Origin of the sequence: Roseobacter sp. N2S (genome assembly GCF_031454055.1) — a bacterium.
Lineage (GTDB): Bacteria > Pseudomonadota > Alphaproteobacteria > Rhodobacterales > Rhodobacteraceae > Amylibacter.
Genome location: NZ_JAVDQB010000001.1, coordinates 1088960 through 1103982, shown reverse-complemented (window position 1 = coordinate 1103982; position 15023 = coordinate 1088960). Strand labels below are relative to the sequence as shown.

Sequence of the window (15023 nt, the reverse complement as noted above, 5' to 3'; positions counted from 1 at the left end):
CTTTATGGATCCTGCCCCAAAAGAACACCGTTTCCCCTGCGCCACCTGCGGGTCTGACATGCGGTTTGCCCCCGGCACCGATCAGATGATCTGTGATCACTGCGGCGCGACGGAATCGATTTCCCCAACAAACAAAGCCGCAGCCATACAGGAACTGGACTTTCGCCAAGCCCTGCGTGCGGAACTACCCAAAGCCGATACCACAGAAATCCGCACAATCACTTGCGAAAGCTGTGGTGCGCATGTGGAATTTGACAGCAAAACCCACGCCGCTGAATGCCCGTTTTGCGCAACCCCTGTGGTCACAGACACAGGCGCAGAACGCCAGATCAAACCCCGTGCCCTGGTCCCTTTTGCCCTGTCCGAACCAGACGCCCGCAAACAGATGACCAATTGGCTGGGCTCCCTTTGGTTCGCCCCGAACGGGCTGCAAGATTACGCCCGAAAAGGCCGCGCCATGCAGGGCATTTACATTCCCTACTGGACCTATGACGCTGACACAAAATCCAGCTACAGCGGCGCACGGGGCGATATTTACTACGTCACCCAACAGGTGCGCGTGGAACGCAACGGCAAGATGGTCACCGAAAACCGGCAAGTCCAGAAGACCCGCTGGAGCCCTGCACGGGGCCGCGTGGCGCGGTTCTTTGACGATGTTCTGGTGCTCGGCTCAACCTCTCTGCCAAAATCCTATACCGATGCACTGGCCCCGTGGGATCTTTCCGCCCTTGAACCCTACGACCCGCAATTTCTCGCGGGGTTCCGCGCGGAGGGCTACACTGTCCCTTTAGAAGACGGCTATACCGAGGCCCGCAGCTATATGGACCGGATGATTCTGCGAGATGTAAAATTTGACATCGGCGGCGATAAACAGCGGGTAGACGGCATTGATACAGACGTCAAAGACGTGACCTTCAAACACGTTCTGCTGCCGATCTGGATGGCCGCCTATAAATACCGCGGCGCGACCTATCGCTTTGTTGTAAACGGACAGACAGGCACTGTGCGCGGTGAACGCCCCTATTCAAAGGTAAAGATCGCCATTGCCGTCACCCTAGGCCTGATCGCCGCCGCTGCAATCGGCGCTTATATCGCCGCCAACGGATAATACGATGTTCCCTATTCGCGACCATAACCCGTCACACCGCACGCCATATGTCACATGGGTGCTGCTTGTAGCGAATATCCTGATCTTTCTATCCTATTACCCAGCCAACAGCGGCAACGACTACGCCCTTGCCGCCGTCTGGTCTGATTGGGCCACAATCCCGCGCAACATCAGTGCTGGTACCGACCTGCACAGCCTGCTGACCTCTATGTTTCTGCACGGGGGCTGGATGCACCTGGCAGGTAATATGCTGTTTTTATGGATCTTTGGCGACAACATGGAAGACGCCTTCGGTCACCTCCCTTTTCTGGGGTTCTACCTGCTGTGCGGAGTGGCTGCTGATATCCTTCAGGTTGTCGCCAACCCGTATTCTCCCGTTCCCGTGGTCGGCGCATCCGGCGCAATCGCAGGCGTGCTGGGCGGATACTTGCTGCTCTACCCTCGCGCTAGGGTAGATATCATCATCATTTTCATCGTTTTCTTTAAAACCTTTGCACTACGTGCATGGATTGTCTTGGGCGTCTGGCTGGCTATGCAACTGTTCGGCGGCTTCTCTAATCCCACTTCGGAAGGAGGCGTTGCATATTGGGCACATGTAGGGGGCTTCGCCACCGGTATTCTCGCCACACTCCCCTATTGGCTATCCAAAGGCGGGCCAGCTTTCTGGAAGGCCACAGATGGTCACCCTCCGCATCCTGCAACCGCCACGCCGAATTCGCTGTCACGCATCCCTATCGTGCGCCGCCGCAAACGATAAGACAGACAGCGCACTCTTTTTGGTTCAAATATCCCAACCTGCCCTAGCCCAGAAAACCCCGTCCCAAACCGGATCAAGCTCGATTAACCAAACCTCTGGACGTAAAAAAACGCCCCGTGCAGAACAGGGCGTTTCTTAAATCTTTCAAAAGCTTACGTCAGGTCAGCTTAGGCAGCTTTCGCAGCTTGCTGACGTTCGCTTTCTTCACGGCTTAGCGCGACCGAGGTGCGCACACCACGGCCTACAAATTCCATCATGCCTTTGACACAACGTTCTGTAGGTTCGATCCCTGCACACATCAGCACTTCGCGCCCATCGCGGGAACGTGCCCAGCGTGCAATGGAATCCACACCGTTTCCATATTTCTTATCATCCGCAATGGCATCATCCAGCGCGGCTAGAACGACAGCGGCAAACAGCTTTTGCGAGCGTTTTCCTTGGTCGTTGTTGATAGCAGTCTCATCAACGTAATCGAACATCACGTCCTCTTTACTTTTTTATTTTTCTCGGCAGTCTTCGCAATATGGCGTTTTTGTGACGATTCGATAGGCCCTCAAACGCAAGAGAGCCATGCAGCAGGAACATACCTTGGATCGCAATGGTCACAACGCACTGCGGGTTGAATTGCGCATTGTCACTGTATATAGGCTAGGTTGTTCAAAAATCAACCGCGCAAAAGGGTACATTTTATGCCAAAAATCAATGGCAACGAGATCAGACCGGGAAACATCCTGGAACACAACGCTGGATTGTGGATTGCGGTCAAGGTTGATCACGTCAAACCAGGCAAAGGCGGTGCCTTCGCACAGGTGGAAATGAAGAACCTGCGCAATGGCTCCAAGCTGAACGAACGGTTCCGCTCGGCAGACAAAGTTGAAAAGGTCCGGCTGGATCAAAAAGACCAGCAATTTCTGTATGAAACCGATGGAATGTTGGTCTTCATGGACATGGAAACCTATGAGCAAATCGAACTGCCAGCCGATATCCTTGGCGACCGTCGCCCCTTCCTTCAGGACGGCATGACGATCCAGATCGAATATTACGAGTCCGAGGCCATTTCCGCATCCCTGCCCCAGAAAGTCACCTGCACGGTCGTAGAAACCGAACCCGCAGTGAAAGGCCAAACGGCTGCCAACAGCTTTAAGCCTGCGGTTCTGGACAATGGCGTGCGCGTTATGGTGCCCCCGTTTGTGGGTCAGGACGAGGCAATTATCGTCAACACCGAAACCATGGAATACACTGAACGGGCCTAATTCCCCTGTCAGCATCGCACCCGTCACAAGGCGCGACTGCATAGCATACACATAGAGGGCTCGCATCTGCGGGCCCTTTTGCATTGAAAACACAGGATTCTTCACAAATCCGTTTCAAAATTCCGTTTTTTTGACGAACTATTCACGGGAAACTTAACAAGTTGTAGGTTACCCTTAGTTAACGACGCGGTGTCGTTGTATTTGAGTACCTATACCTTTTCGAGAATAGGAGCGACTCTCCCGGAGTTGCTCCTATTTTCGTTTCACGCCCAAAGAACCGACCTGCACGATCCAGTCAAACAGCCATAAAAACGAGAAAAGCCGCGAACATGTCGCGGCTTTTTCGTAGAAGAAGGGGCAATCAATTACTTGATTTTGCCTTCTTTGTATTCAACGTGCTTCCGAATAACGGGATCGTATTTTTTAACGACCATTTTTTCCGTCATTGTGCGCGAATTTTTCTTTGTCACATAGAAGTGACCTGTGTCCGCCGTAGAATTCAGGCGGATTTTAATCGTGGTTGGCTTAGCCATCTGATATCTCCTCGGCAGACAGAACTGCGAAATCTCGAATTGGCCTTCTACACCACCCATAGGGGCTGTCAACCCATTCAGATGCAACAACACCGCACGATCCAACGGTTTTTACGTCATTCCCATCCATTTACGCACTGCACAGCCACTTGTGCTCGCTAAATGGATATTTTCAAAACAAAAATGATAAAAAACGCCCCGACCTGAGTAGGGTCGAAGCGCCTTTTTGTTTACGGTCATCGGCTTCCCAGCCTGTACCGCACTGCCATAATTCCCTATTTGGGTGAAAAAAGGGTTAAGCGCCTCTTTTGTTTTCAAATATCCATAACCAAGCCCTGCACCGATTCTCAGGCCATGCCCCCGGCCACCAGACGCGCAGCGATTTTTCCGTAGGCTTCGGCCAATGGGCTGTCGGTGGCGGCGATTGGTGTGCCACCATCCCCTGCCATACGAATATCAATATCCAGCGGGATTTCCCCCAAGAAGGGCAATCCCAGACGCTCTGCCTCGGCAGCAGCGCCGCCGTGTCCGAACAAATGGGCTTCATGGCCGCAATTGGGGCAGATGTAGGTGGACATGTTTTCAATCATCCCCAACACAGGGGTTTTGGTTTTTTCAAACATGTTCAACGCTTTGCGCGCATCCAGTAACGCCACATCCTGCGGGGTCGAAACGACAATCGCGCCCGTCACTTTGGCTTTTTGGGCCAGTGTCAGCTGCACATCCCCGGTGCCGGGTGGCAGATCGACGATCAGCACGTCCAATTCCCCCCATTCCACCTGCCCCAGCATCTGTTGCAAAGCGCCCATCAGCATGGGACCACGCCAGACCACAGCCTGATCTTCCTCTAGCATCAGGCCAATCGACATGATCGTAACACCGTGATTCTTTAGTGGGATGATGGTTTTCCCGTCCGGAGAGCTGGGCCGTTTGTTCACCCCCATCATCCGTGGCTGCGATGGTCCGTAGATATCCGCGTCCAGCAGCCCCACACGTCGCCCCTGCCGCGCCAGTGCCACGGCCAGATTGCTGGCCACAGTGGATTTTCCAACCCCGCCTTTCCCCGACGCAATAGCAAGAATGCGGTCCACGCCTGCCACAGGCGCTTGATCGGCGCTTGGCTTGGGGTGGCCTCCGATTTTCAGCTGGGGCGGCTCTTTGGCCTGTGCGGGACCATGGGCGGTCAACAAAACCGAGGCTTTATCCACGCCGTCCAGTCCCGCCACGATTTTTTCAGCGGCCTGACGCACAGGCTCCATTGAAGCGCCCAGTTCCGGTGGCACTTCCAGCACAAACCGCACGGTTGTTCCCTCAATCATCAAGGCGCGCACATAATCGGCGCTGACCACATCCCGACCGTCCTGCAATTTCAGGACTTTCAGGGCGTCTAGAATTTCTGCTTGCGTCACTGCCATCTTACCATTTCCTCTGATCTGCGGTTGCGCTTGGGCGCTGTTCGACCTTAACTTGTCCATCATGCGCAAAAGGGCAAGGGGCATCCCGCAAAAGCGGTGTTCGAAACTTCATGGAAATTCTGACAACAGCCATCGCTTTGATTCTGTCAGGGGACGGGGATCTTTTCTCGATCATCGGCCTGTCGCTGCGCGTCAGCCTGTGCGCAACGGCGTTGGCCGCGGCTTTGGCGATCCCAGCTGGCGCGGCCCTGGCAATACTGCGATTTCCCGGGCGGAGGCTGGTTTTAGTGATTGGCACAGCCTTTATGGCCCTGCCCCCTGTGGTGGTTGGGCTGGCGGTCTATTTGCTGTTGTCGCGATCCGGCCCGCTGGGGCCACTGGGGTTGTTGTTCACCCCCACGGCGATGATCATTGCCCAGACTATTCTGATCTTTCCGATTGTCCTGTCTTTGACCCACCAAGCCGTTCATCCGCTCTACCGAGAATATGGCAGCCTGTTTAATGCGCTCGACACTCCACGTCAGTTGCAAGTGCGCACGATCATCTGGGACGCCCGCTTCGCTGTCTCCGTCGCGGTTCTGGCAGGGTTTGGTCGCGCCTTGGCCGAGGTCGGGGCCGTGATCATCGTGGGGGGCAATATCAACGGGTTGACCCGCGTGATGACCACGACCATTGCGCTGGAAACATCAAAAGGGAACCTGACGCTGGCGCTGGCTTTGGGGCTGGTGCTGATTTCAATTGCTTTTGGCATCAATTTTTTAACCCATGCTGTCGCCCGCACCGGTGAGAAATACCAGTCGGTGCGGTCATGATCAGCTTGCAGCTAAAGACCGCCACCCTGTCGTTTGAGGGGAAGAACCGGCTGGGGCCGCTGTCTCTGGCCCATCAGATTTCGGGGATCACGGCGGTTCTAGGGCCAAATGGCGCGGGGAAGTCGCTTTTTCTGGCCCTGTGCCACGGCATCCTTTCCCCCCAAACCGGCAGTGTCTGCTGGGACGGTCAGCCAGCGCGGGCGACCCGTGACAGCCGTGGATTTATGTTGCAAACCCCTGTTGTGTTGCGCAGGACCGTTGCCGCCAATATCGACTTTGCCCTGCAATCGCGCGGCATGGCGCGGGGGCTTCGGCGTGACACGGTGGCCAGTGCATTGTCGCTTGCCCGTTTAGGCGATCGCGCCAATACCCCTGCGGCCACATTGTCTGGTGGAGAATTGCGCCGCATGAGCTTTGCCCGTGCCCTAGTCACACAACCCAAGGCCCTGCTGTTGGACGAGCCATTCGCAGGGCTTGATCCCGCCGCCAGTCAAGCGATGGAGGTGATGATCCTTCACGCGGCGCAAACCACACCCATTTTGATGTCGAACCACGACCTTGTGCAAACCCGCCGCATCGCCTCGCAGGTTCTTTTCTTTTCCAAAGGCCAGTTGTTGGAACATTCCCAAACCGCCAGCTTTTTCGCGGCCCCCGACAGTGATGCGGCCAAAGCCTATCTGAAAAGCCAGCTGTTATAACCCCGCGGTTTCACCCGAACGACCAGCCATGCGGGAACTGCATAGCGGGGTTGATTAAACAGACCTTTTCCAAACCCACTTGCTTCCCTAGATAAGCCTCAACGCTTCGGTAGACAGTGTTAACGTGCAGTTCCTCCCAATCCACGCAAGTGGGCCGTTAAACAAAGTCTACCCGGCCGTCAGCCTTTTTTGGCTGAATTAACGGGTTGCCTTTTTCCTCCCTGTTGGGGTGATCCGAAGAATAACGGCGGTGCGCCCTCCCTCGCACCGCCGTTTTTTTATTCCGGGCGATCCATGCGTCCAACGCATATCGGATTTGACCAAAAGCGGCCTTCTCCCAAGCCTTTAAATGCTTAGGTTCCGCTCAAGAACATGAAACGAAATATACACTTTGCCGGAAAGGATCTTCCAATGGCTTCGATCTCTACGAATACTAACACACGTGATTCCCTCTTTGCTAACCTGCGCGCCTCTTTTGCCGAAGCATTCCGCTCTGCTGTTCAAATGCGCCAGTACCGCACAACTGTTTCACAACTGTCTTCGCTGTCCCTGCGCGAGCTGGACGACTTGGGCATCTCTCGCTCCGAAATTAAATCGGTAGCCCGTCACGCTGTTTACGGCCTCTGATAGACTTCGACACCGCCTCTGGCATCGGCCCTGAAACGGGCTGTCTTGCCAGAGTAATGAAAATGGCGCTGCGTCCTCCCCGCAGCGCCATTTCTGTATCTAATCCCTGCGACGCATTCATCACAGCTGACAGTTTCCCGAATCCTGCCCTAGCTGCGCTTTAAATTTGCGCTTAAAGCAGAGGCACAACAGTCACTTAAAGACAGGTTTGCCCCGTGTTTTCATCAGATACCCCGATTTTCCAGTTTCGTGGCCCCTTTGGAGTCCCCGTCGAAATTGGCGCATCCATCCTGTTTTTGGCATTTATCTTTCTGTTTCCCTTCACCACGGGCGCCGATCTGATCGACAATCTGATCTTTTTCGCGCTGATTCTGCTGGCGATTTTCCTGCATGAAATGGGTCATGCTTGGGGGACCATCATACAGGGACACGCGGTCAAACGGGTGGTGATCTATGGCGGCGGCGGTTTTTGCGAAGGCACCAAAGTTCTGTCACGGAGCGACGAAGAATTCGTCGTGATCATGGGACCACTGGTCAATCTTGGGCTATGGGCGCTATCCAGTCTTGCGGTGCCTTATGCCGATAATCTGGGCTGGATCACGGTTGGCGACTATTTCTACTGGTTCGCAGACATCAATTTTTTCCTGTTCTGCCTGAATATGATCCCTGTGCAGCCGCTGGATGGCGGCAAGCTGCTGTATCTGACCCTGCGCCGTTGGTATGATCGCGGGCTTTGCATTCGAATTGCAGGCGGAATCGGGCTGTTGTTCGCTGTTTTATGGATTCCCGCGATGATTTACGCCTATTTGACGCTTGGGTATCTTTTGCTGTTCATGCCGTCTATCCCGCTGCATTTGCGGATGTTTCAGGGGAAAGCCGCCTAGAACGGCACATCATCCGGGGTGCTAACATAGCTAGCGACAACCTTTTTGACGCCCGCCTTTTCAAAAGCAACCTCTAGCTTGTCGCCTTCAATCGCGGTCACGGCGCCGTAGCCGAATTTTTGATGGAACACCCGATCGCCAAGCCCGTGAACCGATACGGCCTTACTGTCGATCACCAGATTGGCGGGTTTACGCGGTTGCCCTGTGCCGCGCTGCGCGGAACGGGCCTGCATTCGTTTCCAGCCAGGGGAATTATAGGCATCTGCACGCCCCGCCTTTTCCATCAGATCCGACCCTTTGGACACGTCCTCAAAGGTTTGGCTGCTGGCCGCAGCCCCGAAACCGCCGCCATAAAGGCCTGGCGGAGTTAGCACATCCACATGTTCTTCAGGCAATTCATCAATGAAACGACTCGGCAAGGACGATTGCCACTGGCCAAACACCCGTCGGTTCGCAGCAAAGCTGATGGTGCAGAACACTTCTGCCCGTGTGATGCCCACATAGGCCAACCTGCGCTCCTCCTCGACGCCCTTCATCCCCGTTTCATCCATCGAACGCTGCGAGGGGAACAATCCATCCTCCCAGCCCGGCAGAAACACCACTGGAAATTCCAGCCCTTTGGCCGCGTGCAGGGTCATGATGCTGATTTTTTCAACATCATCCTCTTGCTCGTTCTCCATGATCAGGCTGACATGTTCCAGAAAACCCTGAAGGTTTTCAAACTCTTCCAGCGCTTTGACCAACTCTTTGAGGTTCTCCAACCGCCCCGGAGCCTCGGGGGTTTTGTCATTGCGCCAGTGATCCGTATACCCAGATTCGTCGAGCATTTGCTGCGCAATTTCGATGTGGCTGACCGTGTCGGCCTGTATCATCGCGGACCAGCGATCAAAGCCCATCACCAGCTCTTTCAATGCATTGCGGGCCTTGGCAGACAAGCCCCCCTCGGCCACCACAATCCGCGCGCCTTCTAATAGGCTGACGCCGTTTTCACGGGCTGCCAACTGAATGGTTTGCTGGGCTTTATCACCGATTCCCCGTTTGGGCGTGTTGATGATCCGTTCAAAGGCCAACGCATCGTCGGGGCTGACCGCGACGCGGAAATAGGCCATGGCATCGCGGATTTCCATCCGTTCGTAAAAACGTGGGCCACCGATCACGCGGTAAGGCATGCCGATGGTCAGGAAACGGTCTTCAAAGGCGCGCATCTGGTGCGAGGCCCGCACCAAAATCGCCATGCTTTCGGGGCTGATCGGGTCATGGCCACGGGTGCCGCGCTGGAAATTCTCAACTTCTTCACCAATCCAGCGAGCTTCTTCTTCACCGTCCCAGTGGCCGATCAGACGGACCTTTTCACCTTCGGGGCGTTCAGTCCACAGGGTTTTGCCCAACCGCTTTTCATTGCCCGCAATCACGCCGGACGCAGCGCCCAGAATATGCGGGGTGGACCGGTAATTTTGTTCCAAACGTACAGTTTTTGCGCCCGGAAAGTCCTTTTCAAAGCGCAGAATGTTGCCAACCTCTGCCCCGCGCCAACCATAGATCGACTGGTCATCATCGCCCACGCAGCAAATATTCTTATGTTCTGCCGCCAACAAACGCAGCCACAAATACTGGGCCACGTTGGTATCTTGGTATTCGTCCACAAGAATGTAGCGGAACCATTTCTGGTATTTTTTCAACACCTCTGGGTATTTCTGAAAGATCGCCACAACATGCAGCAGCAGATCGCCAAAATCACAGGCGTTCAGGGTCACAAGGCGCTTTTGATAGGCCTCGTACAGATCCGTTCCTTTGTTGTTAAAGGCGCTGGCTTCCGCAGCGGGCACTTTATCAGGGGTCAATGCGCGGTTTTTCCAGCCGTCAATCAACCCCGCCAGCATACGCGCGGGCCAGCGTTTGTCGTCGATTCCTTCGGCCTGAATCAATTGTTTGAGCAGGCGAATCTGATCGTCCGTATCCAGAATGGTGAAATTCGACTTCAGATGTACCCAATTGGGGGAACTGCCGTCGTCAATCACGTCATCGCGCCCGATGCCACCACCCTGCGAATAGCCCACCAGCTCTGCATGGCGGCGCAGCAATTTCACACACAGGCTGTGGAATGTTCCCAGCCAGGGCATGCCTTCGACCATTTCGCCCAGCAGACCGCCAACGCGATTCTTCATTTCACGCGCGGCCTTGTTGGTGAAAGTGACCGCCAGAATTTCATTGGGTTGCGCACGGCGTGTGTGCATCAGATAGGCAATCCGCGCGGTCAGCGCCTTGGTTTTGCCGGTACCAGCCCCCGCAAGCATCAGAACCGGACCATCCAGCGTTTCCACAGCATCGCGCTGCGCCGGATTCAGCCCATCCAAATAGGGCGCAAGACGCGCGCCCATAGCACGCTGCGACAAAGGCGCATTAACGGCCGCTTCAAAAGCGTCTGATTCTTCCCAACTGCTCATCGTGCAATCCTAGCCTGTACGGACCTTAAGATAAAGTGCATGTTCACAAAATGTTCCCACCTTTTACACCAGCCATTTAACACTGCGATAAATCTTGGTTATCGTTAAAGCGTTCACGTTTGTTGCACTGCAGCATTTTCCATTGTACCCATTTGTTACGTAACGTTTAGCGTGACAAGGCAAAATCCAAAGGACCGTGCCCAGATGAAAAATTTCTCTAAAATCCTGATTGCAAACCGTGGTGAGATCGCCATCCGTATTATGCGGGCTGCCAATGAAATGGGAAAGCGAACGGTTGCCGTCTATGCGGAGGAAGACAAACTGGGCCTGCACCGCTTTAAGGCGGATGAAGCCTATAAGATCGGCGAAGGGCTGGGGCCTGTGGCCGCTTATCTGTCGATCGAAGATATTATTCGCGTGGCAAAAATGTGCGGCGCGGATGCGATCCATCCGGGCTATGGATTGCTGTCAGAGAACCCTGATTTCGTCGATGCCTGCACCCAAGCGGGTATCACTTTCATCGGCCCCAAAGCCAAGACCATGCGCCAGTTGGGGGATAAAGCATCCGCCCGCCGCGTCGCAATTGAGGCGGGCGTGCCAGTGGTTCCCGCCACGGACGTGCTGCCCGACGATATGGACGAAGTGCACCGCATGGCCGCAAAGGTCGGCTATCCTTTCATGCTAAAGGCATCCTGGGGCGGGGGCGGTCGGGGGATGCGCCCGATCATGTCCCCCGATGAACTGGAGGAAAAAGTTCTGGAAGGCCGCCGAGAAGCCGAAGCGGCCTTTGGCAATGGGGAGGGTTATCTGGAACGGCTGGTTCAACGCGCCCGCCACGTCGAAGTGCAAATCCTTGGCGACCAACACGGCGAAATTTACCACCTGTGGGAGCGGGACTGCTCGGTTCAGCGGCGCAACCAGAAAGTGGTGGAACGGGCCCCTGCCCCCTATCTGACACAAGAACAACGCGAACGCCTATGCGCTTTGGGCCGCAAAATCTGCGCCCATGTGGGCTATGAATGTGCCGGGACCGTTGAATTCCTGATGGATATGGACACGCAGGAGTTTTTCTTTATCGAGGTAAACCCCCGCGTTCAGGTGGAACACACCGTCACCGAGGAAGTCACCGGCATTGATATCGTGCGCTCCCAGATCAAGATTGCCGAAGGCGCAAAGCTGGCCGAGGCGACAGGCGTTGCCCGCCAAGAAGACATCCTGCTGCGCGGTCACGCCATTCAGTGCCGCGTCACAACCGAAGATCCACAAAACAACTTTATCCCCGATTATGGCCGTATCACCGCCTATCGCGGGGCCACTGGCATGGGGATTCGGCTTGACGGGGGGACGGCCTATTCTGGTGCGGTCATCACCCGCTATTACGATTCCCTGCTGGAAAAAGTCACCGCATGGGCCCCTACCCCAACCGAGGCAATCGCCCGTATGGACCGCGCCTTGCGGGAATTCCGTATTCGCGGTGTGTCGACCAATATCGCCTTTGTAGAAAACCTGCTGAAACATCCGACCTTCTTGGACAACAGCTATACCACTAAATTCATCGACTCCACGCCTGAACTGTTCCGGTTCAAAAAGCGTCGGGATCGGGCGACCAAAATCCTGACCTATGTGGCGGACATTACGGTCAACGGGCACCCTGACGTAGAGGGCCGCCCCAAGCCAGCCGCCACTGTAAAAGCCCCCAAATCCCCCGCAAAACGCAGCGAAAAACCGGCCTATGGCACGCGTAATTTGCTGGAAGACAAAGGCGCGCAGGCTGTGGTGGACTGGATGGCCGCGCAGAAGCAACTGCTGCTGACCGATACCACCATGCGCGACGGGCATCAGTCTTTGCTGGCCACGCGGATGCGGTCACACGATATGATCAATGTGGCGGATGCCTATGCCCACAACCTGCCGCAACTGTTTTCGGTGGAATGTTGGGGCGGGGCGACCTTTGATGTGGCCTACCGGTTCTTGCAGGAATGTCCGTGGCAGCGGTTGCGGGATTTGCGGGCCAAGATGCCCAACCTGATGACCCAGATGCTGCTGCGCGCCAGCAACGGCGTTGGGTACACAAACTATCCCGACAATGTTGTGCAGGAATTTGTGCGCCAAGCGGCTGAAACCGGCGTGGATGTGTTCCGCGTGTTTGACAGCCTGAACTGGGTGGAAAACATGCGCGTGGCCATGGATGCTGTGGTGGAAAGTGGCAAGATTTGCGAAGGTACAATCTGTTACACAGGCGATATTCTGGACCCAGATCGGGCCAAGTATGACCTGAATTACTACACAAACATGGGGAAACAGCTGAAAGAGGCCGGTGCCCATCTGATCGGCCTGAAAGATATGGCGGGCCTGTTGAAACCCGCCGCGGCCCGCGTGCTGGTCAAAGCCCTGAAAGAAGAAGTTGGCCTGCCAATCCATTTCCACACTCATGACACATCAGGCATCGCAGGCGCGACCGTTCTGGCCGCCGCAGAAGCGGGCGTAGACGCCGTTGATGTGGCAATGGATGCGTTTTCAGGCGGCACATCGCAGCCCTGCCTTGGGTCCGTGGTCGAGGCCCTGCGCCACACCGACCGCGACACAGGTCTGGACATCAAAGCCGTGCGCGAGATCAGCGATTATTGGGAAGGCGTGCGCGCCCAATATGCCGCCTTTGAAAGCGGCCTGCCCTCCCCTGCATCCGAGGTCTATTTGCACGAAATGCCGGGCGGTCAGTTCACCAACCTGAAAGCACAGGCGCGCTCTTTGGGGCTAGAGGACCGCTGGCATGAAGTGGCGCAAACCTATGCGGATGTGAACCAGATGTTTGGCGATATCGTCAAGGTCACGCCGTCATCCAAAGTGGTGGGGGACATGGCTTTGATGATGGTCAGCCAGAACCTGACCCGCGCCCAAGTGGAAAGCCCCAAAACCGACGTGGCCTTCCCTGACAGCGTGATCGACATGATGCGCGGAAATCTGGGCCAGCCTCCGGGTGGGTTCCCTGCGGCGATCCAGTCGAAAATTCTGAAAGGGGACACGCCTGCCACCACCCGCCCAGGGGCCCATATGCAACCCGTTGATCTGGACCAGACCCGCGCTGAACTCAGCGCCGAGCTGGAAGGGTTTGATGTGGATGGTGAGGATCTGAACGGCTATCTGATGTACCCCAAAGTGTTCCTCGATTATATGGGGCGTCATCGGATCTACGGCCCTGTGCGCAGCCTGCCCACCCGCACGTTTTTCTATGGGATGGAACCGGGCGAACAGATCAGCGCGGAAATCGACCCCGGCAAGACGCTGGAAATCCGCCTGCAAGCCATTGGTGAAACCGATGAAGGCGGCGAAGCGCGGGTGTTCTTTGAATTGAACGGCCAGCCCCGCACCGTGCGCGTCACCAACCGCAAGGCAGCCGCAACCACAGCGCGCCGTGCCAAAGCCGAGGCGGGCAACCCCGCCCAGATCGGGGCACCGATGCCGGGGGTCATTTCATCCGTTGTGGTGGGTGCTGGACAGGCCGTGAAATCCGGCGATATGTTGTTAACCATTGAAGCGATGAAAATGGAAACCGGCATCCACGCCGAGATCGATGGCATCGTCAAAGCCATTCATGCGCCAGCCGGATCACAGGTTGACGCCAAAGACCTGTTGATTGAATTCGAGACCTGACCCTATGCAAAAACTTCTGGCCTTCACTGACATTCACATGACACCCGAAGGCCAGAAGATTATCGGACTTGATCCGTTTGAAAAATTCCGCCGTGCGCTGGATCATGGCATCACCCACCACCCCGACGCAGAACGCATTGTCCTGATGGGCGATCTGGCCAATTCGGGAACCGCCGAAGAATATAGCCGTTTTGCCCACAGTATTCGCGGCGTGGATATTCCTATCACCTTGATGGCAGGCAATCACGACAACCGCGACACGCTGATCGCCACCCTGCCCCATGTTGTAACAGACGGGGCTGGCTTTTTGCAAACCAGCCACAGCTATGGGGATACCCGCGTGTTGACGCTCGACACGCTTTTCGGGCCGCCTGCGGTGTCCTACGCCCACTTTGGCGCTTATTGTGACGCCCGCTTTGACTGGCTGACGGAACAGCTGTCAGAAGCCAAGCAGGCCAGCCAGCGGGTGCTGTTGTTTTCCCACCATCCGCCGTTTCGCATCGGCTTCACCGGTATGGACCAAATCCGCATGCGCGACGACGCACGCATGCACGCGGTGTTAAAAGCCTCGGGCGTTCCGATCCATCTGGTCTGTGGCCATGTGCACCGTACAATTTCGGGTCACTGGGACGGATTCGGCTTTTCCATGCTGAAAAGTACCTGCCACCAGATGCCACTGGCCATTGGATCAACCGACATGACACTTGGCACCCCGGAACCCGCAGCCTATGGGATCATCCTGCTGACCGAAGACGGAATTATCGTGCATTCCGAAGACTTTGACCTTGCAACAACCATCCAGTCGACCAGCCCTGAAACCCTGCCAGACTAGGCAATTGGC

Annotated in this window: 13 protein-coding genes; 9 read left to right on the top strand and 4 right to left on the bottom strand. The window is 55.7% G+C overall.

Annotated elements, in window-relative coordinates; translation table 11 throughout:
* The first annotated feature begins 4 nt into the window (after window positions 1-4).
* Both GGE09_RS05440 and GGE09_RS05435 read left to right on the top strand, forming a co-directional pair.
* Window positions 5-1108 carry a TFIIB-type zinc finger domain-containing protein gene (locus tag GGE09_RS05440; protein WP_309744617.1) on the top strand — a complete coding sequence of 368 codons (1104 nt, stop codon included), beginning with the start codon at window positions 5-7 and terminating at the stop codon, window positions 1106-1108.
* A gap of 4 nt (window positions 1109-1112) precedes the next feature.
* On the top strand, window positions 1113-1865 hold the full coding sequence (locus GGE09_RS05435) for a rhomboid family intramembrane serine protease (protein ID WP_309744615.1): 753 nt from the start codon (window positions 1113-1115) through the stop codon (window positions 1863-1865).
* A 167-nt stretch (window positions 1866-2032) separates the two neighbouring features.
* Here GGE09_RS05435 and GGE09_RS05430 read toward each other — a convergent pair whose 3' ends face one another.
* Entirely contained in the window at window positions 2033-2344 is a 312-nt protein-coding gene (locus tag GGE09_RS05430; RefSeq protein ID WP_280100407.1) for a DUF6280 family protein, read from the bottom strand.
* A 210-nt stretch (window positions 2345-2554) separates the two neighbouring features.
* On the opposite strand from GGE09_RS05430, the gene efp reads away from it, so the two are divergent.
* A complete protein-coding gene (efp, locus tag GGE09_RS05425; RefSeq protein ID WP_309744612.1) occupies window positions 2555-3118 on the top strand; it encodes an elongation factor P in 564 nt (187 codons plus the stop codon).
* A gap of 365 nt (window positions 3119-3483) precedes the next feature.
* Here efp and rpmG read toward each other — a convergent pair whose 3' ends face one another.
* The gene (gene rpmG / locus GGE09_RS05420; protein ID WP_309744609.1) at window positions 3484-3651 is read right to left on the bottom strand and encodes a 50S ribosomal protein L33; all 168 of its coding nucleotides are present in this window, start codon (window positions 3649-3651) and stop codon (window positions 3484-3486) included.
* Window positions 3652-3998: 347 nt separating this feature from the next.
* On the bottom strand, window positions 3999-5066 hold the full coding sequence (locus GGE09_RS05415; RefSeq protein ID WP_309744607.1) for an Mrp/NBP35 family ATP-binding protein: 1068 nt from the start codon (window positions 5064-5066) through the stop codon (window positions 3999-4001).
* 110 nt (window positions 5067-5176) lie between these two features.
* Between GGE09_RS05415 and GGE09_RS05410 the strand changes: the two genes are divergently transcribed.
* The 4 genes from GGE09_RS05410 to GGE09_RS05395 all read left to right on the top strand — a co-directional run bounded on the left by GGE09_RS05410 (window position 5177) and on the right by GGE09_RS05395 (window position 8087).
* Window positions 5177-5878: an ABC transporter permease gene (locus GGE09_RS05410; RefSeq protein WP_309744605.1), complete on the top strand. Its 702-nt coding sequence runs from the start codon at window positions 5177-5179 to the stop codon at window positions 5876-5878.
* Window positions 5875-6576 (top strand): ATP-binding cassette domain-containing protein, encoded by a 702-nt coding sequence (locus tag GGE09_RS05405; protein WP_309744603.1) that lies wholly within the window; start codon window positions 5875-5877, stop codon window positions 6574-6576. Before GGE09_RS05410 ends, GGE09_RS05405 begins: the two co-directional genes overlap by 4 nt.
* 411 nt (window positions 6577-6987) lie before the next feature.
* Window positions 6988-7203: a DUF1127 domain-containing protein gene (locus tag GGE09_RS05400; protein ID WP_309744601.1), complete on the top strand. Its 216-nt coding sequence runs from the start codon at window positions 6988-6990 to the stop codon at window positions 7201-7203.
* A 215-nt stretch (window positions 7204-7418) separates the two neighbouring features.
* On the top strand, window positions 7419-8087 hold the full coding sequence (locus GGE09_RS05395; protein ID WP_309744599.1) for a site-2 protease family protein: 669 nt from the start codon (window positions 7419-7421) through the stop codon (window positions 8085-8087).
* Here the strand turns inward: GGE09_RS05395 and GGE09_RS05390 are convergent.
* Window positions 8084-10531 carry a UvrD-helicase domain-containing protein gene (locus tag GGE09_RS05390; protein ID WP_309744597.1) on the bottom strand — a complete coding sequence of 816 codons (2448 nt, stop codon included), beginning with the start codon at window positions 10529-10531 and terminating at the stop codon, window positions 8084-8086. The genes GGE09_RS05395 and GGE09_RS05390 overlap by 4 nt on opposite strands.
* Window positions 10532-10735: 204 nt before the next feature.
* Between GGE09_RS05390 and GGE09_RS05385 the strand changes: the two genes are divergently transcribed.
* Entirely contained in the window at window positions 10736-14182 is a 3447-nt protein-coding gene (locus tag GGE09_RS05385; protein WP_309744595.1) for a pyruvate carboxylase, read from the top strand.
* Between the two features lie 4 nt (window positions 14183-14186).
* Window positions 14187-15014 carry a metallophosphoesterase gene (locus tag GGE09_RS05380; RefSeq protein ID WP_309744593.1) on the top strand — a complete coding sequence of 276 codons (828 nt, stop codon included), beginning with the start codon at window positions 14187-14189 and terminating at the stop codon, window positions 15012-15014.
* Window positions 15015-15023: the final 9 nt, after the last annotated feature.

Bases quoted from the DNA above. Each gene is read 5' to 3' on its own strand.
- GGE09_RS05405 (WP_309744603.1), top strand. From the start codon at position 5,875: ATGATCAGCTTGCAGCTAAAGACCGCCACCCTGTCGTTTGAGGGGAAG.
- rpmG (WP_309744609.1), bottom strand. From the start codon at position 3,651: ATGGCTAAGCCAACCACGATTAAAATCCGCCTGAATTCTACGGCGGAC.
- GGE09_RS05385 (WP_309744595.1), top strand. From the start codon at position 10,736: ATGAAAAATTTCTCTAAAATCCTGATTGCAAACCGTGGTGAGATCGCC.
- GGE09_RS05435 (WP_309744615.1), top strand. From the start codon at position 1,113: ATGTTCCCTATTCGCGACCATAACCCGTCACACCGCACGCCATATGTC.
- efp (WP_309744612.1), top strand. From the start codon at position 2,555: ATGCCAAAAATCAATGGCAACGAGATCAGACCGGGAAACATCCTGGAA.
- GGE09_RS05380 (WP_309744593.1), top strand. From the start codon at position 14,187: ATGCAAAAACTTCTGGCCTTCACTGACATTCACATGACACCCGAAGGC.
- GGE09_RS05430 (WP_280100407.1), bottom strand. From the start codon at position 2,344: ATGTTCGATTACGTTGATGAGACTGCTATCAACAACGACCAAGGAAAA.
- GGE09_RS05415 (WP_309744607.1), bottom strand. From the start codon at position 5,066: ATGGCAGTGACGCAAGCAGAAATTCTAGACGCCCTGAAAGTCCTGAAA.
- GGE09_RS05400 (WP_309744601.1), top strand. From the start codon at position 6,988: ATGGCTTCGATCTCTACGAATACTAACACACGTGATTCCCTCTTTGCT.
- GGE09_RS05410 (WP_309744605.1), top strand. From the start codon at position 5,177: ATGGAAATTCTGACAACAGCCATCGCTTTGATTCTGTCAGGGGACGGG.
- GGE09_RS05440 (WP_309744617.1), top strand. From the start codon at position 5: ATGGATCCTGCCCCAAAAGAACACCGTTTCCCCTGCGCCACCTGCGGG.
- GGE09_RS05390 (WP_309744597.1), bottom strand. From the start codon at position 10,531: ATGAGCAGTTGGGAAGAATCAGACGCTTTTGAAGCGGCCGTTAATGCG.